A 17,178-nucleotide genomic window follows, 5' to 3' on the forward strand; every position below is an offset into this window, starting at 1 on the left:
AAAAATATCCAAACCATAATAAGCAGCTGGGATGGCAATATTTATTTTCATCACATAAATTAAGTCTTGATCCCGAGAGTAAGCAATTAAGGCGCCATCATATCGATGAAAAGCAATTACAGCGCGCTGTTAAAAAAGCCGCTTTTGATGCACATATTAATAAACACGTTACCCCACATACTTTGCGTCACTCTTTCGCTACGCATTTGCTGCAAAGCGGCGCTGATATCCGCACAGTACAAACACAGCTAGGTCATAGTGATGTGCGTACTACACAAATATATACCCATGTACTACAACAAGGTGCCAACGGTGTTATTAGCCCTTTTTCAAGATTATAAACTTCCCTATTTAAAACAAAAAAGCACAGCCCACAAGCGCCATGCTTTTTAAATTCAACCGTAAAACTACTTACTTTACAAACGAATACCGCCGTCTATTTCAACTACGCGGCCGGTAAAAAAGTCGTTTTCGATTATGTATTGTGCGGTATGGGCAATTTCGTCGCTTTCGCCTAAGCGCCCTACTGGCGTTACTGCAAGCATACGTTGTTTGGCTTCGGGCTTCATGGCGTCGGTCATGGCGGTGCTTATTACACCTGGTGCAATAGCGCCTACACGTATACCAAAGCGGCCAAGTTCTTTAGCCCATGTGGTGGTAAGTGCCACTACGCCTGCTTTTGATGCCGCGTAATTTGTTTGGCCTATGTTACCTGCACGCGCTACGCTCGACATATTAACGATTACGCCGCCTTTGCCTGATTCAATCATGTGGCTTGCCGCTTCGCGCCCTGCTAAAAACACACCTGTCAGGTTTACATCAATCACTGATTGAAATTGCTCAAGAGACATTTTTTTAACGACTTTGCCGTCTTTAGCCTTTATAAACATGCCGTCGCGTAAAATACCGGCGTTGTTTATAAGCACGCCAATGTGGCCAAAATCACTGTTAATGGTATTAAATACGTTTTCTACTTCGCTTTCAGCGGTTACGTTTGCGGCATACCCTTTAATGTTGCCTGTGACACCTTCAAGCTGTGTGAGTTGCTCGCATGCTGTATTAAGAAGCTCTTGCGCCATATCTATTAAAGCAATGTTTGCGCCCATAAGTGCAAACTTTTGCGCCATTGCAAAGCCTAAACCTTGTGCGCCACCGGTTATTACTACCGTGTTATTTTTAATTTCCACGCGTTGCTCCTACTTAGAAAACAGTTTAAAAATGGCACTAAAATCATCACTACCTGCACCTTGGTGCTGTAGCATAGTGTATAAATTTTTAGCCATTGAACCCATAGGGGTTGATGAATTACTTTGCTGCGCGGCTTCCATAGCAAGGCCTAAATCTTTAGCCATTAAATCAACCATAAAGCCTGGTTTGTAATCGTTACTTGCAGGTGCGGTATCCATTACACCTGGGCAAGGATTGTAAAGTTCGAGCGTCCAGTTACGGCCAGAACTTGCGGTCATTATGTCGCTAAGTACTTTAGGATCTAGGCCGTTATTAATACCCATTTGCAGTGCTTCGCTGGTGCCTGCCATTAAAATGCTAAGTAGCATGTTGTTACATATTTTGGCAACTTGCCCTGCGCCAATATCGCCTGCATGAAATATGTTTTTACCCATATCACTCAGCACTGTATTTGCTTTATCAAACGCTGCTTTTTCGCCGCCAACAATAAAAGTAAGTGTGCCAGCAGTTGCGCCTGCAACGCCGCCCGACACCGGTGCATCTACAAAGCTTATGCCTTGTTCACCAAGTGCGCTGCCTACAATACGTGCTGATTCTGCATCTATTGTTGAGCAATCAATGACTAATGTATTTTTGCTCAGCACGTTAATTAGGCCGTTGTCGTCGTTATTACCTAAGTACAGCGACTTAACATGTTTGCCCGCTGGTAACATACTAATAAGTACGTCAGCATTAGTTGCGCACTGTTTTGCATCAACTGCTGCTTTTGCGCCTTTGCTTGCAAATTCATTTACGACCGATTGGTTTAAATCGAACACACTTACTGTATGCCCAGCTTTAATTAAGTTAGCCGCCATTGGGCCGCCCATATTACCTAAACCAATAAAACCTATGTTTAATTTACTCATAGTTGTTCCTTTTAGATACCAATTTTATTTAACAGCAAGCTCATTGAGCGGGTGATTTTCGCCAAAGCTGTTAGCAAAAAAGCTATCTATTATTGTTTGTGGTACATCACTAAGTGTTTTGTATTGCCAATTTGGCGCACCGTCTTTATCTATTAGTAGCGCCCTTACACCTTCTTGAAACTCACCTACTTCGCCAGCGCGAACCGACATACCCAGCTCCATTTTAAAACACGCTAATAAGCTTTTGCCTTGGCTTGTTTTTAATTGCTCACTTACAAGTGCACAACTTAGTGGGCAGCCATGTTTAAGTGATTTTTGAGCGCGTTGTAGCCATTTATCGTCAGTGGTTAGCCCTAAAATGTAATCAACTTGCTCCTGCAAGGTTGTAAACTCACCCAGTTTTTGAATCGTTTTTAGGTTAGCTTTTACGTTGCCTTTGGGCATACGCGCCGACCGGTTGTCTAAATCGGTGAGTAAATCGGTTAACCTGTCATGATTTAGGCTTGCCGTTTTTCCCCACTTAGCAGTTAAAATTTGCGCAAGCATGGCATCATACTTGTTGCTATCGATAAAGTGATCGGCAAGCGATACAAAACGCGCGTCGTCGCAGTTTATAGAGGCCGACGTTAGCCCTAAAAATAGCCCGACGCTTTGTGGCATTTTATGTAAAAAGTAACTGCCGCCTACATCTGGGTATAAACCAATGGTTTGCTCTGGCATGGCAATGCGTGATGTTTCGGTTACGACGCGGTGGCTAGCACCGGCCATTAACCCTAAACCGCCGCCCATTACTATGCCGTTACCCCAAACGAGGATAGGTTTATCAAAGGTATGAATAAGATAATCAAGCTTGTACTCAAGCGTAAAAAACTCTTCAGCTAAGCTTGTTGGTTTACCTTGCGCCATTGCACGATGAAGGCTTACAACATCGCCACCAGCACAAAATGCTTTATCGCCAGCGCCTTTTAACAACACCATTGCAATAGCATCATCGTCTTGCCAAGTTCGCAATTGCGGCTCAAGTAATTTGATCATCTCAAAATTAAGTGCATTTAACGCTTTTGGCGCATTGAGTGTAATAAGCCCTATTAAACTGCCGTTTTCTGCGGTGGCGGTTTCAAATATCACGGGCTCATCGGTGCTATTTAATACTGTTAAAGCACTCATTAGCCGTTTACCCAGTTAGCGCGGCGTTTTTCTAAAAAGGCATTTACGCCTTCTTGTTGATCTTCGGTATCAAATAAACCAACAAATAATTCACGTTCAAGAGGCAAAACACTTGTCATTGGTTGATGGCGCCCTTTTTGAATCAATGTTTTACACACAGCTACTGAGGTAGGGCTTTGATCGGCCACTTGGTTGGCAAGCTTTAATGCCGCAGCAAAGCTTTCGCCTTGTGGCACTACTTCTTCTACTAAGCCAATTTGCAGGGCTTTATCGGCTTTTAAGCGCTCGCCGCATAAAATCATGCGTTTTGCCCAGCCTTCGCCTACAAGCCATGCTAAATTTTGTGTACCACCCGCACACGGTAATAACCCTACTTTAGCTTCAGGTAGCGCCATTTGTGCTTGTTCTTCAGCAATACGTATATCGCACGCAAGGGCAACCTCTAAGCCACCGCCCATTGCATAACCGTTAATGGCAGCGACCGACACACCTCTAAAATTAGTCAGTGCTTCAAACGCTTCACCAAATACACGCGACATGTCGGCGGCTACGCCTTTATCGCCACCTGCAAATACGTTTAGGTCGGCACCGGCGCTAAAAAACTTCTCGCCTTCGCCAGTCAGTACTAAGGCATAAATATTTTTATTATTGTTTAGCTCGTTAACGGTATTTTTTAAATCAACTAAAGTGTCTTTTGTCCACGTGTTTGCTGGCGGGTTAGACATCGTCAAAATTGCAACGTGACCTTCGGTTGTAAGTTCAATACTTGGATTAGATTTAGATTCTGACATAAATTGCTCCTTATAAAACGTCGCTTGCAGATTCAGCTAAAATACGGCGCGCAATAATTACACGCATGATTTCGTTAGTGCCTTCTAAAATTTGATGAACGCGTACATCGCGTACATGGCGCTCAAGTGGGTATTCTTTTATGTAACCGTAACCACCATGAATTTGCAGTGCGTCGTTACACACGGTAAAACCAACATCGGTAGCAAAGCGTTTAGCCATGGCGCAGTAAGTGGTTTTTTCAACGTCGTTATTATCAAGTTTAAATGCAGCAAGCCTAACCATTTGGCGCGCAGCTACAAGCTCGGTGTTCATATCGGCAATTTTAAATTGTAGTGCTTGAAACGCAGCGAGTGGTTTACCAAATTGTGTACGTTCTTTTAAATATTCGCGGGCGGTATTGAGTGCTGCCTGCGCTGTACCAATTGAACATGTGGCAATGTTAATTCGGCCGCCATCAAGGCCTTGCATCGCAAATTTAAAGCCTTCGCCCTCAGCCCCTAATAAGTTGTGCGCAGGAATGCGTACATCTTCAAAGCTAATTAGGCGTGTAGGTTGTGCGTTCCAACCCATTTTTTCTTCTGCTTTACCGTATTCAACGCCTTTTGCGTCGGCAGGCACTACAAATGCAGAAATACCCGCAGCGCCTTCGCCGCCTGTACGTGCCATTACCACTAGTACTTCGGTTTCGCCAGCGCCCGATATAAACATTTTTGAGCCGTTAATAACGTACTCATCGCCCTCAAGCACAGCTTTTGTTTTAAGTGATGCGGCATCTGAGCCCGAGCCTGGCTCTGTTAAACAATAAGAGGCAAGTAGCTCGCCCATGACTAATTGCTCTACGTATTGGTCTTTAACTGCATCGGTACCAAAACTTGCTACCATCCACGTGGCCATATTATGAATGGTTAACATGGCCGTGGTTGCTGTACAGCCCATAGCAAGCTGTTCAAAAATAATGCTCGAATCTAAACGTGATAAACCAAGGCCGCCGGCTTCCTCTGGCGTGTATAAACCACAAAAACCAAGCTCGCCTGCTGCTTTAATCGTGTCTTTAGGGAAAATATGTTCGCGGTCCCATTTTGCTGCATAAGGTGCGAGTTCTGACTCGGCAAATTGTCGTGCTGTTTGCGCAAAGGCTTGTTGATCTTCAGATAAGTTAAAGTCCATGTTAGACCTCTTTAATTGTGTAAGTTATGTTAGTTGTGTTGTTAGTGTTTCCCGTTACGGGGATATCGTGACGAGCGGCGAAGGCTTATGTGTGTTGTGTGTGAAGTAGCCTTCGCGCCCATCTTTATTATTAATTATTCTTTTATTTACTCATTTTTTAATTACGATTATTTTAAGTTAATGCTCATGTTTGGACCCGAAGCGATATCGTCTTCAAACCAACGTGAGGTAATCGTTTTAGTTTCTGTGTAAAAACGAATACCTTGCTTACCGTACGTGTGCGTATCGCCGTAAAATGAGCCTTTCCAACCAGTGAACGAAAAGAACGGAAGTGGCACCGGAATTGGTACATTAATACCTACTTGCCCTACTTCAATTTCGTGTTGGAATTTACGAGCTACTGCGCCGCTTGAGGTAAATAACGAGGTGCCGTTACCGTAAGGGCTGTCGTTAATAAGTGCGATTGCTTCATCAAGCGTGTCTACAAACATACACGCCAGTACGGGGCCAAATATTTCTTCTTTGTATAAATCCATTTCTTTGGTTACGTCAGTAAATAACGTTGGGCCAACCCAGTTACCTTGCTCATACCCTTCAACTGTAAAGTCTGAGCCATCAATTAAACAGGTAGCGCCTTGCTCTTTACCACCGGCAATAAGCGATAAAATACGCGACTTTGCTGCTTTTGATGTTTGTGGCCCGTATGCCGCGTTTGCATCATCCCACACGCCTGGGCGTACATTTTCAAAGCCTGCTTTAATTTCGTCTACCCATTCGCTCGCTTGACCTACAAATACAGCAACCGAAATACCCATACAACGTTGACCAGCTGCACCTACTGATGCGCCTACTAAGTTGTTTACAACGTGCGATTTACTTGCATCAGGCATAATAACCATGTGATTTTTAGCACCAACACACGCTTGCACACGTTTAAGATTTTGTGTGCCTTTAGAATAAATATAAGCACCTACACCACACGAGCCAACAAACGAAATAGCACGTACTGCTTTATCTTCTAATAGGCGGTCTACTTGTGGTTTTGTACCGTGAACAACTTGTAATACGCCTTTTGGTGCACCGGCTTCAATAAATAGCTCTGCTAAGCGCATTGGTGTAAGTGGATCTTGCTCAGACGGTTTTAAAATAAAGGTGTTACCACACACAATAGCCAGCGGGAACATCCAAAGTGGGATCATTGCAGGGAAGTTAAACGGAGTAACGCCCGCACATACGCCAAGTGGCTGCATGTAAGAATACGTATCGATTTTGCGCGCTACGTTTTCCATTGTTTCACCCATCATTAATGATGGAGCATTAGCTGCTTGTTCTACTACTTCAATACCACGCCAAACATCGCCTTTTGCATCTTCAAATGTTTTACCCAATTCGTGGCAAATAATAGTAGCAAGCTCATCGTGATGTTCTTTTAATAGCGCCGCGTACTTCATCATAATGCGAGCACGTTCTGTAATAGGTACGTCTTTCCATGTTTTAAACGTCTCAGAGGCTGAGGCAATTGCCGCGTCCATTTCTGACTCGGTGGTACATGGCACTTGTGCAAGTACTTCTTGAGTTGCTGGGTTTATAACATCGATAAGCTCTTTTGATGCTGATTGAATAAATTCGCCATTAATAAGTAGTGGTACTTGGTGCATGATTAAATCCTAGTGTGTGAGTTGTGTGTTCTCTTTTAAAATTGGTAGCGCCGCTTTGTTAGTATTATTAGTGCAGCGCTTTTATAGTTATTCGTACAGCTTTCTTATAACTATTAAATACCTAGTTAATATGCTTCTACGGCCATAGCAACCGCTTCACCGCCACCAATACATAAAGACGCAATACCTTTTTTGAGGCCTCGGTTTTTAAGGGCATGAATAAGCGTTACTAAAATACGTGCGCCGCTTGCACCAATTGGGTGGCCAAGTGCACATGCACCGCCGTTAACGTTTACTTTGCTTTCATCAAGTTTTAACTCGTTAATAGCCAGCATAGTTACCATGGCAAATGCTTCGTTAATTTCCCAAAGGTCAACATCGGCGGTTGTCCAACCTGCTTTTTCAAGCACGCTATTCATTGCGCCTACGGGCGCAACTGTAAATTCACTTGGTTTTTGAGAATGCGTACTGTGCGCGACAATTTTACAAAGCGGTGTTAAGCCCTGCTCTTTTGCTTTTGATTCGCTCATTAATATAAGCGCTGCGCCACCGTCTGAAATTGACGATGAATTAGCGGCTGTAATGGAGCCGTCTTTTTTAAATGCTGCACGTAAGCTTGGAATTTTTTCTGGGCGGGCGTTACCTGGTTGCTCGTCTATCGATACTGTTACATCGCCTTTGCGTGTTTGCATTGTGTGCGGGGCAACTTCGTTATCAAAACTGCCGTTTTGTATTGCGGCTTTTGCTTTACTTAATGAGCCCAGTGCAAACTTATCCATTTGCTCGCGACCTATGCCGTATTCGTCGGCGGTGTCTTGTGCAAAACAGCCCATTGCTTTGTTGTCGTAAGCATCTTCAAGGCCATCACTCATCATGTGATCTTTTATTTCGCCATGCCCCATACGCATTCCGCCGCGCGCTTTTGGAATAAAGTACGGTGCGTTTGTCATGCTTTCCATGCCACCGGCAATAGCTGATTGAATAGAGCCTGCTCTAATTAAATCGTTTGCAAGCATGGCCGCTTTTAAACCAGAGCCACATACTTTGTTGATTGTTGTAGCACCGGTGCTAAGTGCAAGCCCTGCTTTTAACATGGCTTGACGTGCGGGCGCTTGCCCAAGGCCTGCTGGTAATACACACCCCATAATTACTTCGTCTATAGCATCATTAGCTAAACCAGTTTGTGCAAGTGCACTGGCAATGGCGGTTGCGCCAAGCTCGGTAGACTGCGCATCGCTTAACGCTCCCATAAAACCACCCATTGGGGTGCGTTTTGCTGCTACAATTACCACTGATTCTAAAGTCATAACTAACTCCGTTGTAATTTAATGCAAATAATTGTTAGTATATTTGCTCTATTAATTTAGTATTCATTTATTATTTAATACCTACACACAATACTAACGTTTACGCCAACGTCAACTAAAAACAGCTTAATTTTTAGTTTTAAAAGTGTAAGTATTATTTTCCAGTCGTAAGTCTGCATCAAACAAATAAAATTAAACCATTGAATATTAATAATATAATTTAACATTTCACACCAACACTCCTTTATAAATAGTTTCAAATCACGCCAAGCTTTACCTTTACGTAAACTTCACTTATATTGGAGTTATTCGAATGAGGTAAATACAACTATGAAACCAGATAATCAAACAAACTTTGCAAGCTCTGCCAAAATGCCGGCAAGTAATGAACAAACATTTAGTATTAGCGAACTCGCTAAAGAGTTTGACATTACTACCCGCTCTATTCGCTTTTACGAAGACCAAGGGCTAATAACGCCTGATCGTAATGGTCAAACCCGTATTTATTCAAAACGCGACAAAGTGCGCTTAAAACTAATATTACGTGGTAAACGATTGGGCTTTACGCTTGCCGAAACTGGCCGTTTGTTTGAACTGTACGACGCTGATAAGTCGAGCGCTAAGCAGCTGGTTACCATGCTTGATTTAATAGCTGATAAAAAGTCTGATCTATCTCAACAAATGGACGACATTAAAGTTGTTCTTATGGAATTAGTGACGGCCGAACGCCGCTGCAGAGACACACTTAACAAAATAGACGAGTAGCCTATTTTAAGAATAACAACACACTGACGACACACAGGAATGAATCATGAGCACTATTTCACTATATAAAGAAATGAACTTTGGCCTAGGCGAAACCGCCGATATGATCCGCGACCACGTAAACAGTTTTGCGAGTCAGGAAATTGCCCCGCTTGCTGAAAAAACTGACTTAGATAACGCTTTTCCAAATCAACTTTGGGCACAAATGGGCGAAATGGGTGTACTGGGTATGACCGTATCTGAAGAACTTGGCGGCGCCGGTTTAGGTTACTTAGAACATGTTATTGCTATGGAAGAAATTAGCCGTGCCAGTGCCTCTATAGGTTTAAGCTATGGAGCACATTCTAACCTGTGTGTTAATCAAATTAACCGTAACGGCACACAAGCTCAAAAAGAAAAATACTTACCAAAGCTTATTAGTGGCGAGCACATTGGTGCTCTTGCAATGAGCGAGCCTAATGCGGGCTCTGACGTTGTATCGATGAAACTTAAAGCTGAAAAAAAAGGCGATAAGTACATTTTAAACGGCAACAAAATGTGGATCACCAATGGCCCCGACGCACACACACTCGTTATTTACGCTAAAACAGATTTAAACGCCGGCGCTAAAGGTATTACCGCGTTTATTGTTGAGAGCAACTTTCCTGGTTTTTCTACGGCGCAAAAACTCGACAAACTGGGCATGCGTGGCTCAAACACCTGTGAGCTAGTATTTGAAAACTGTGAAGTACCCGAGGAAAACATTTTAGGTAACTTAAACGAAGGCGTTAAAGTACTTATGAGTGGCCTTGATTACGAACGCGTAGTGCTTGCAGCAGGCCCGCTTGGCATAATGCAAGCGTGTATGGATATAGTAGTACCGTACATTCATGAGCGTAAACAGTTTGACACTCCTATTGGTCAATTTCAGTTAATTCAGGGCAAAGTAGCCGACATGTATACACAAATGAACGCTGCGCGCTCATATGTGTATACGGTAGCTCGCTCTTGTGACCGTGGTGAAACAACCCGTAAAGATGCTGCCGGTGCCATTTTATATGCCGCAGAGCTTGCGACTAAGATGGCGCTTGATGCGATTCAAATTTTAGGCGGAAATGGCTACATAAACGAATACGCAACAGGCCGCCTGCTTCGTGATGCTAAATTATACGAAATTGGTGCAGGTACATCAGAAATACGCCGCATGCTTATTGGCCGCGAACTTTTCACTGAAAGCCGTTAAGGATTAAACCATGACGATTTTAAAATCGAGCGTTAATCCTCACGATCCAACGTTTGTGCTAAACCATAAAAACATGTCGGCGCTGGTGGACGATTTACGCAGTAAAGTAGCAACAATTAGCCAAGGCGGAGGCGCGGCATTAAAGGAACGCCACGAAGGCCGTGGTAAATTATTTGTTCGCGACCGTATAAGTACATTAATTGATGAAGGCTCAGCGTTTTTAGAAATATCGCAATTTGCTGCCTTTGGTGTGTACGAACAAGCAATACCGTGCGCCGGTGTTGTAGCCGGTATTGGCCGTGTTAAAGGCATTGAATGCATGATTATTGCAAACGATGCCACGGTTAAAGGCGGTACGTATTTTCCGCTTACCGTTAAAAAGCATTTACGCGCACAAGATATCGCCGAGCGTTGCCACTTACCGTGTATTTATCTTGTAGATTCGGGCGGTGCTAACCTGCCTGAGCAAGACGATGTATTTCCGGATAAGCTGCATTTTGGTCGTATTTTTTACAATCAAGCCCGTATGTCGGGTAAAGGTATTCCACAAATTGCCGTGGTAATGGGTTTATGTACCGCAGGTGGTGCATACGTACCCGCTATGGCCGATGAAAGCATTATTGTAAAAGATCAAGGCACTATATTTTTAGCAGGCCCGCCCCTTGTAAAAGCAGCAACGGGCGAAGAAGTAACCGCTGAAGAACTAGGCGGCGCCGATGTGCACTGTAAAGTGTCGGGTGTTGCCGATCACTACGCTGAAAACGATGCTCATGCCCTGTCTATTGCGCGCCAATGTATTGAGCGCATTAACTACACACGCCCTACAGCGCCGTTACTTAAACAAGAACTAGAAGATGTAAAACCACCGCGTTACGATATTAACGAACTTTACGGCATTGTAGGCACCGACCTTAAAAAGCCATTTGATGTACGCGAAGTAATAGCCCGCACAGTAGATGACTCATCATTTGATGAATTTAAACGCTACTTTGGTGAAACGTTAGTCACAGGTTTTGCCAGCATTTATGGCAACCCCGTTGGCATAGTGGCTAATAACGGTATTTTATTTAGTGAGTCGGCGCAAAAAGGCGCGCACTTTATTCAGCTGTGTGCTCAGCGCAATATTCCTTTAGTGTTTTTACAAAATATTACCGGCTTTATGGTGGGTAAAAAATACGAAGCCGAAGGCATTGCTAAGCACGGCGCTAAAATGGTGATGGCGGTTTCGTGTGCTGATGTGCCTAAATTTACAGTACTTATTGGCGGCTCTTACGGCGCAGGTAACTACGGAATGTGTGGCCGTGCATTTGAACCAACCATGATGTGGATGTGGCCTAATGCCCGTATCTCGGTAATGGGCGGCGAGCAAGCAGCGGGTGTAATGGCGCAAGTTAAACAAGATGGTTTAGCACGCAAAGGTCAAAGCATGAGCGAGCAAGAAATCAGTGACTTTAAAAAGCCAATTATTGAACAGTACGAAGAGCAAGGTCATCCGTATTACGCCAGCGCACGTTTGTGGGACGACGGTATTATAGACCCTGCCGATACGCGTAATGTATTAGGGCTTGCGTTAACGGCTGCGAATAACGCACCAAAACGTGATTCGAAATTTGGCGTATTTAGAATGTAACCGGAGCGCAAAATGTCAGTAACACTACAAATAACAAAATCTAATGTGGCTGTACTTGTGTTAAGCCGCCCAGAAAAAAGAAATGCATTTAATAGCGAAGTAATACACGAGCTGATTCAGTGTATTGAACATGCAAATACGCTCGATATTCGTGCTTTGGTTTTAAAAACAGAGGGTAAACACTTTTCAGCCGGCGCCGATTTAGCCTGGATGAAATCAATGGCGGATAACAACTACACCGATAATTTAGCTGACTCAATGCAATTAGCTAAATTAATGCAAGTGTTAGCAAGCTCGCCGCACCCTACAATTTGCGCCGTGCAAGGGGCTGCTTTTGGTGGTGCACTGGGCTTAATAGCCTGTTGCGACATAGCCCTTAGTAAAGACGATGCGCAATTTTGTTTAAGCGAAGTAAAGCTTGGCCTTATTCCGGCTGTTATTAGCCCGTATGTAATTAAAGCCATTGGTGAGCGCTCTGCTCGCAGATACTTTTTAACGGCTGAAGTATTTGATGCGCATACTGCTAAGCAACTGGGTTTAATTCATCAAGTAACCGGTAATTTAGACTGTGCGCTCGATAACATGTTGCAAACACTGGTTGATAACGGGCCTGTTGCAGTAAAAGCCGCAAAAGCATTAATTAACGATGTCGCAAATAAGCCAATAACCGATGAACTCATTGAGCTTACCGCAGAGCGTATTGCAAAAATTCGCGTATCTGAAGAAGGTCAAGAAGGGCTAACTGCTTTTTTTGATAAACGCCCACCCGCTTGGCAACTGTAGGATTGATTATGAACACACAACGATTACAAAAAATACTGATTGCCAATCGTGGAGAAATTGCGTGTCGAGTAATGCGCACTGCAAAACAAATGGGCTTAACCACGGTCGCGGTTTATTCTGATGCAGACAAACATGCTCAACACGTAAAAATGGCCGACGAGGCTTACCATATTGGTGCTGCACCAAGTAAAGATTCGTATTTAGTAGCAGACAAAATTTTACAAGTTGCCAAAGACTGCGGCGCTGATTGTATTCATCCAGGGTATGGTTTTTTATCTGAAAACAGCGAATTTGCTAAAGCCTGCGAAGCTAACAACATTGCGTTTGTAGGACCACCAGCAAGTAGCATTGAAGCTATGGGGTCTAAAACCCGCGCTAAAGAAATAATGGCAGCTGCTAACGTGCCGTTAGTACCAGGTTATTATGGCGATAAACAAGATCCTGCTTTTTTACAAAGTGAAGCTGAAAAAATTGGCTACCCTGTACTAATTAAAGCCGCCTTTGGTGGCGGTGGTAAAGGCATGCGCGTTGTACAAAATGCCAAACAATTTATGAGTGCACTTGAGGGCGCACAACGTGAAGCGATTGCCGGTTTTGGTAACGATTTAGTATTGCTTGAGCGCTACGTAAACCAGCCTCGCCATGTTGAAGTGCAAGTATTTGCGGATAACCATGGTAACTGTGTTTATTTAGGCGATCGTGATTGTTCTTTGCAACGTCGTCATCAAAAAGTAATTGAAGAAGCCCCTGCTCCGGGTTTATCTGACGAACTACGCAAAGAAATGGGCGAAGCGGCTGTACGTTGTGCATTGGCTATAAATTATAGAGGTGCAGGTACGGTTGAGTTTTTACTGTGTGGCGATGAATTTTTCTTTATGGAAATGAACACCCGCCTTCAAGTAGAGCACCCCGTGACCGAAATGGTAACCGGTGTAGATTTAGTCAACTGGCAAATTAATATTGCGGGTGGGCAAACATTGCCACTAACACAAAGTGATATTCAATTACAGGGTCATAGCTTTGAAGCGCGTATATACGCAGAAGATCCAGCCAACGACTTTATCCCGTGCTCAGGCACGATTGAAGCACTACATACACCACTTAACAGTGAATTTGTACGCATTGATACAGGTATTGCACAAGGCGATGAAATCAGCCCGTTTTACGATCCGATGATTGCAAAGCTAATTGTGCACGACGACAATCGCGAACAAGCACTGAGCCGTTTACAACACGCCCTTGAGCAATTTCATTTAGCGGGTTTTAGCACTAACATTGGTTTTTTACATAATTTAGCAAGCCACTCTACGTTTAAACAAGGTGCGCCAAGTACGCACTTTATTGCAGAGCAAGGCGACTCGTTAGTAGCGGTTGATGAGAAATTGTTGCAAGCAAGCCAACTTATTGGTGCGTTTGCATATTTAAAATCGTTAACTAATACACAAAATGCAGCAAAGAGTGTAAGCCCTTGGCAACAACTAAGCGGTTTTACACTCAATACGCAGCAAGTAATTAAAGTCCCTTTTGCCGATTTACAGCTAAGCGCTATAAAAACCACAGCGGGCTATAGTATTACGCATAACGAGCACGTATTTAACCTACAAGGCACATTAAATAATGGCCTGTGCAGCATATTTATTAACGGCGAAAAATACAGCGCGCACGTAAATACGGTAGGTAATAATACCGTTGGCAATAGTACAGTAGCTAATAGTGTGACGGTGATGAATAAAGCACTGCAAACTAAGCTTGAACTAGTTGATAAACATTATATTAGTTCGCACGAAAGCGAAGCATTGCCCCTTGCCGCCCCGCTCAATGGCACGGTAGTAAAACACTTAATTGAAATTGGTAGCACAATTACCAAAGGCGATGCGGTTGTTATTATTGAAGCCATGAAAATGGAATACACGCTTAACGCACCACACGACGGCATTTTAAAAAGCTATTGCTTTGGTGAAGGTGAATTGGTAACCCATGGTGCCCTGCTTGCAATAGTCGAAGATACGACTGAGGAAGGTGCATAATGAGTGCTTTTCCGAGTAAAGTACGTATTGTAGAAGTTGGCGCGCGAGACGGCCTTCAAAACGAAAAAACAGTCAGTACAGCCGATAAAGTATCGCTTATTAACGCGCTAAGTGCTGCAGGTTTAAAAGACATTGAAGCTGGCGCGTTTGTATCCCCTAAGTGGGTGCCGCAAATGGCAGATTCAGCGGATGTAATATCAGCCCTTGATTTACCTGATGTAAACCTAAGTGCCCTTACCCCTAATTTAAAAGGTGCACAAGCAGCGCACGACGTCGGCATTAAAGAGTTTGCTATATTTACCGCTTCGAGTGAGTCGTTTTGTCAAAAAAATATAAACTGCTCAATTGATGAAAGTATTGAGCGTTTTAGTGAAGTAATGGCGTTTGCTAAAGCGAATAATATCCGCGTACGTGGTTATGTAAGCTGTGTACTAGGTTGCCCTTACGAGGGTGAAATTGACCCACAAGCAGTGCTGAGTGTGTCGCAAAAACTATTAGACTTAGGCTGTTACGAAGTAAGCCTTGGCGATACCATAGGTGTTGGCACTGCTAAAAAAGTAACGCAGCTAATAGAATTACTTTTAACACACATTGATAAAACCAAGTTAGCCGTGCATTTTCACGATACTTACGGCCAAGCGCTCACAAATATTTACGCAGCCTTAAACCTAGGTATAGCAACGGTTGACGCGGCAGTGGCTGGCCTTGGTGGCTGCCCTTATGCTAAGGGTGCGTCAGGAAATGTTGCCACCGAAGATGTAGTTTACTTGCTACAAGGGCTTGGCATTGAGCATGGAATTGATTTACAAAGGTTAAGTGATGCTGGCTGGGAGATAACCAAAGTACTTGGTAAGCAACCTGTGAGCAAAGTATCTGTGGCACTACACACTAAATAGCTATCTTATAAAATGATAATTCACTACTAATACAAGATAGTTAACAATAAATAGCACACAATGAGGAGAGACTCATGGCCGGTTTTGATAAAGTAGTTTCTAGTTACGAAGCTGCAATGGAAGGATTAAAAGACGGCGATACTATTATTGCCGGTGGTTTTGGTTTATGTGGTATTCCTGAGGGCTTAATTAAACAAATTAAGCACATGCAAACAAAAGACTTAACCGTGGTATCTAATAACTGTGGTGTTGATGACTTTGGTTTAGGTATTTTATTACAAGACAAACAAATTAAAAAAGTAGTTGCCTCATACGTTGGCGAAAACGCCCTATTCGAGCAGCAGTTATTAAGTGGCGAAATTGATGTAGAACTTACACCCCAAGGTACACTTGCTGAAAAAATGCGTGCTGGTGGCGCGGGTATCCCTGCGTTTTATACCGCTACAGGTTACGGTACTCCAGTGGCTGAAGGAAAAGACGTAAAAGAATTTAATGGTCGCCCGTATATTTTAGAAGAGTCTATAACCGGTGAATTTGCCATAGTAAAAGCGTGGAAAGCCGATCGTTATGGTAATTTAGTGTTTAGACACACCGCCATGAACTTTAATCCAATGGCTGCAACAGCGGGTAAAATTACCGTTGCCGAAGTTGAAGAAATTGTAGAGCCGGGTGAGCTTGAACCAAGCCAAATTCATACCCCGGGTATTTTTGTAAATCGCGTTATTAAAGGCAACTTTGAAAAACGCATTGAACGTGTAACAACACGAGATTAAGCAGGAGCATAATTATGGCATTATCACGTGAACAAGTTGCAATGCGTGTTGCACAAGAACTTCAAGACGGTTACTACGTAAATTTGGGCATAGGAATTCCGACACTCGTCGCAAACTATGTACCGGATGATATTGAAGTTATGTTACAGTCCGAAAATGGCCTTTTAGGCATGGGCCCGTACCCGACTAAAGCAGAGCTAGATGCCGATATGATTAACGCGGGTAAAGAAACCGTGACAGCAGCTAAAGGTGCAGCCATATTTAATAGTGCAGATAGTTTTGCCATGATACGGGGTGGTCATGTAGACTTAACTGTTCTGGGTGCATTTGAAGTTGACCAGAACGGCAACATCGCATCGTGGATGATCCCTAAAAAGCTGATTAAAGGCATGGGTGGCGCGATGGATTTAGTCGCTGGCGCGAAAAATATTATTGTTACTATGACCCATGCAAGTAAGCATGGTGACTCTAAACTATTAGAGTCCTGCTCTTTACCGCTTACTGGCGTTAATTGCGTAAAAAAAATAGTAACAGATTTAGCCGTATTAGAAGTTAAAGACGGCGCATTTCATTTATTAGAACGCGCTCCGGGCGTAACTGTTGATGAAATCATTAGTAAAACAGCAGGTAAATTACTTGTTGACGGTGAAGTACCAGAAATGGTTTTTTAGGCTTTAGCTTAAAATAACGCTTTACCCTGTACCGACCTCATTCCCAGTGCCAATGGCGCTGAGTTACCCAAAATCCCTCTCACGAGGGATTTTTTTTATCTTTTGCCATTATTTTTACCGTCATTCATACATCTGTAGTAAATTTTATCTATAATACAAATATAAATTAAATGTAAGCGCTTAGATTCTTTGCACTATTTTGTGGATAGTCTGCACCCTTTTTG

General features: G+C 43.3%; 16 protein-coding genes. 9 read left to right on the top strand and 7 right to left on the bottom strand.

The genetic code is table 11. The annotated features are described in order from the left end of the window. The coding region (locus I6F40_RS00005) for a tyrosine-type recombinase/integrase (RefSeq protein ID WP_197192301.1) at nucleotides 1-341 on the top strand (341 nt) is incomplete at its 5' end. Between the two features lie 75 nt (nucleotides 342-416). Here the strand turns inward: I6F40_RS00005 and I6F40_RS00010 are convergent. From I6F40_RS00010 to I6F40_RS00040, 7 genes are all read right to left on the bottom strand, one after another. Continuing rightward, nucleotides 417-1,187: an SDR family oxidoreductase gene (locus tag I6F40_RS00010; protein WP_197119139.1), complete on the bottom strand. Its 771-nt coding sequence runs from the start codon at nucleotides 1,185-1,187 to the stop codon at nucleotides 417-419. Nucleotides 1,188-1,196: 9 nt separating this feature from the next. Further along, entirely contained in the window at nucleotides 1,197-2,096 is a 900-nt protein-coding gene (gene mmsB, locus I6F40_RS00015; protein WP_197192302.1) for a 3-hydroxyisobutyrate dehydrogenase, read from the bottom strand. A 24-nt stretch (nucleotides 2,097-2,120) separates the two neighbouring features. Then, on the bottom strand, nucleotides 2,121-3,263 hold the full coding sequence (locus I6F40_RS00020) for an enoyl-CoA hydratase/isomerase family protein (RefSeq protein WP_197192303.1): 1,143 nt from the start codon (nucleotides 3,261-3,263) through the stop codon (nucleotides 2,121-2,123). After that, on the bottom strand, nucleotides 3,263-4,054 hold the full coding sequence (locus I6F40_RS00025; RefSeq protein ID WP_197192304.1) for an enoyl-CoA hydratase: 792 nt from the start codon (nucleotides 4,052-4,054) through the stop codon (nucleotides 3,263-3,265). Before I6F40_RS00025 ends, I6F40_RS00020 begins: the two co-directional genes overlap by 1 nt. 10 nt (nucleotides 4,055-4,064) lie before the next feature. After that, nucleotides 4,065-5,222, bottom strand: a complete 1,158-nt coding sequence (locus I6F40_RS00030) for an acyl-CoA dehydrogenase family protein (protein WP_165727517.1) — start codon at nucleotides 5,220-5,222, stop codon at nucleotides 4,065-4,067. 167 nt (nucleotides 5,223-5,389) lie between these two features. Continuing rightward, nucleotides 5,390-6,880, bottom strand: coding sequence for a CoA-acylating methylmalonate-semialdehyde dehydrogenase (locus I6F40_RS00035; protein ID WP_197192305.1), 1,491 nt, complete (start codon nucleotides 6,878-6,880; stop codon nucleotides 5,390-5,392). A gap of 125 nt (nucleotides 6,881-7,005) precedes the next feature. After that, nucleotides 7,006-8,187 carry a thiolase family protein gene (locus tag I6F40_RS00040; RefSeq protein ID WP_197192306.1) on the bottom strand — a complete coding sequence of 394 codons (1,182 nt, stop codon included), beginning with the start codon at nucleotides 8,185-8,187 and terminating at the stop codon, nucleotides 7,006-7,008. Nucleotides 8,188-8,517: 330 nt separating this feature from the next. Between I6F40_RS00040 and I6F40_RS00045 the strand changes: the two genes are divergently transcribed. The 8 genes from I6F40_RS00045 (at nucleotide 8,518) to I6F40_RS00080 (ending at nucleotide 16,954) form a co-directional block, all read left to right on the top strand. Beyond that, complete coding sequence (locus I6F40_RS00045) at nucleotides 8,518-8,952, top strand: MerR family transcriptional regulator (protein WP_024592405.1); 435 nt, start codon at nucleotides 8,518-8,520, stop codon at nucleotides 8,950-8,952. A 46-nt stretch (nucleotides 8,953-8,998) separates the two neighbouring features. After that, nucleotides 8,999-10,174, top strand: coding sequence for an isovaleryl-CoA dehydrogenase (locus tag I6F40_RS00050; protein WP_024590171.1), 1,176 nt, complete (start codon nucleotides 8,999-9,001; stop codon nucleotides 10,172-10,174). Between the two features lie 10 nt (nucleotides 10,175-10,184). Then, nucleotides 10,185-11,804 (top strand): carboxyl transferase domain-containing protein, encoded by a 1,620-nt coding sequence (locus I6F40_RS00055; protein WP_197192307.1) that lies wholly within the window; start codon nucleotides 10,185-10,187, stop codon nucleotides 11,802-11,804. A gap of 12 nt (nucleotides 11,805-11,816) precedes the next feature. Then, a complete protein-coding gene (locus tag I6F40_RS00060) occupies nucleotides 11,817-12,587 on the top strand; it encodes an enoyl-CoA hydratase/isomerase family protein (protein ID WP_165727513.1) in 771 nt (256 codons plus the stop codon). 8 nt (nucleotides 12,588-12,595) lie between these two features. After that, entirely contained in the window at nucleotides 12,596-14,614 is a 2,019-nt protein-coding gene (locus I6F40_RS00065; RefSeq protein ID WP_197192308.1) for an acetyl/propionyl/methylcrotonyl-CoA carboxylase subunit alpha, read from the top strand. Further along, nucleotides 14,614-15,510, top strand: a complete 897-nt coding sequence (locus I6F40_RS00070; RefSeq protein ID WP_197192309.1) for a hydroxymethylglutaryl-CoA lyase — start codon at nucleotides 14,614-14,616, stop codon at nucleotides 15,508-15,510. Before I6F40_RS00065 ends, I6F40_RS00070 begins: the two co-directional genes overlap by 1 nt. A gap of 74 nt (nucleotides 15,511-15,584) precedes the next feature. Further along, complete coding sequence (locus I6F40_RS00075; RefSeq protein ID WP_166419003.1) at nucleotides 15,585-16,283, top strand: CoA transferase subunit A; 699 nt, start codon at nucleotides 15,585-15,587, stop codon at nucleotides 16,281-16,283. 14 nt (nucleotides 16,284-16,297) lie between these two features. Beyond that, on the top strand, nucleotides 16,298-16,954 hold the full coding sequence (locus tag I6F40_RS00080; protein WP_077537942.1) for a CoA transferase subunit B: 657 nt from the start codon (nucleotides 16,298-16,300) through the stop codon (nucleotides 16,952-16,954). Nucleotides 16,955-17,178: the final 224 nt, after the last annotated feature.

The organism is Pseudoalteromonas sp. SWXJ133 (assembly GCF_015864365.1).
Classification (GTDB): domain Bacteria; phylum Pseudomonadota; class Gammaproteobacteria; order Enterobacterales; family Alteromonadaceae; genus Pseudoalteromonas; species Pseudoalteromonas arctica.

What these genes read in the sequence shown, in the direction of transcription:
- mmsB (WP_197192302.1), bottom strand. Translation starts at nt 2,096, where the DNA reads ATGAGTAAATTAAACATAGGTTTTATTGGTTTAGGTAATATGGGCGGC.
- I6F40_RS00020 (WP_197192303.1), bottom strand. Translation starts at nt 3,263, where the DNA reads ATGAGTGCTTTAACAGTATTAAATAGCACCGATGAGCCCGTGATATTT.
- I6F40_RS00025 (WP_197192304.1), bottom strand. Translation starts at nt 4,054, where the DNA reads ATGTCAGAATCTAAATCTAATCCAAGTATTGAACTTACAACCGAAGGT.
- I6F40_RS00030 (WP_165727517.1), bottom strand. Translation starts at nt 5,222, where the DNA reads ATGGACTTTAACTTATCTGAAGATCAACAAGCCTTTGCGCAAACAGCA.
- I6F40_RS00035 (WP_197192305.1), bottom strand. Translation starts at nt 6,880, where the DNA reads ATGCACCAAGTACCACTACTTATTAATGGCGAATTTATTCAATCAGCA.
- I6F40_RS00040 (WP_197192306.1), bottom strand. Translation starts at nt 8,187, where the DNA reads ATGACTTTAGAATCAGTGGTAATTGTAGCAGCAAAACGCACCCCAATG.
- I6F40_RS00045 (WP_024592405.1), top strand. Translation starts at nt 8,518, where the DNA reads ATGAAACCAGATAATCAAACAAACTTTGCAAGCTCTGCCAAAATGCCG.
- I6F40_RS00050 (WP_024590171.1), top strand. Translation starts at nt 8,999, where the DNA reads ATGAGCACTATTTCACTATATAAAGAAATGAACTTTGGCCTAGGCGAA.
- I6F40_RS00055 (WP_197192307.1), top strand. Translation starts at nt 10,185, where the DNA reads ATGACGATTTTAAAATCGAGCGTTAATCCTCACGATCCAACGTTTGTG.
- I6F40_RS00060 (WP_165727513.1), top strand. Translation starts at nt 11,817, where the DNA reads ATGTCAGTAACACTACAAATAACAAAATCTAATGTGGCTGTACTTGTG.
- I6F40_RS00065 (WP_197192308.1), top strand. Translation starts at nt 12,596, where the DNA reads ATGAACACACAACGATTACAAAAAATACTGATTGCCAATCGTGGAGAA.
- I6F40_RS00070 (WP_197192309.1), top strand. Translation starts at nt 14,614, where the DNA reads ATGAGTGCTTTTCCGAGTAAAGTACGTATTGTAGAAGTTGGCGCGCGA.
- I6F40_RS00075 (WP_166419003.1), top strand. Translation starts at nt 15,585, where the DNA reads ATGGCCGGTTTTGATAAAGTAGTTTCTAGTTACGAAGCTGCAATGGAA.
- I6F40_RS00080 (WP_077537942.1), top strand. Translation starts at nt 16,298, where the DNA reads ATGGCATTATCACGTGAACAAGTTGCAATGCGTGTTGCACAAGAACTT.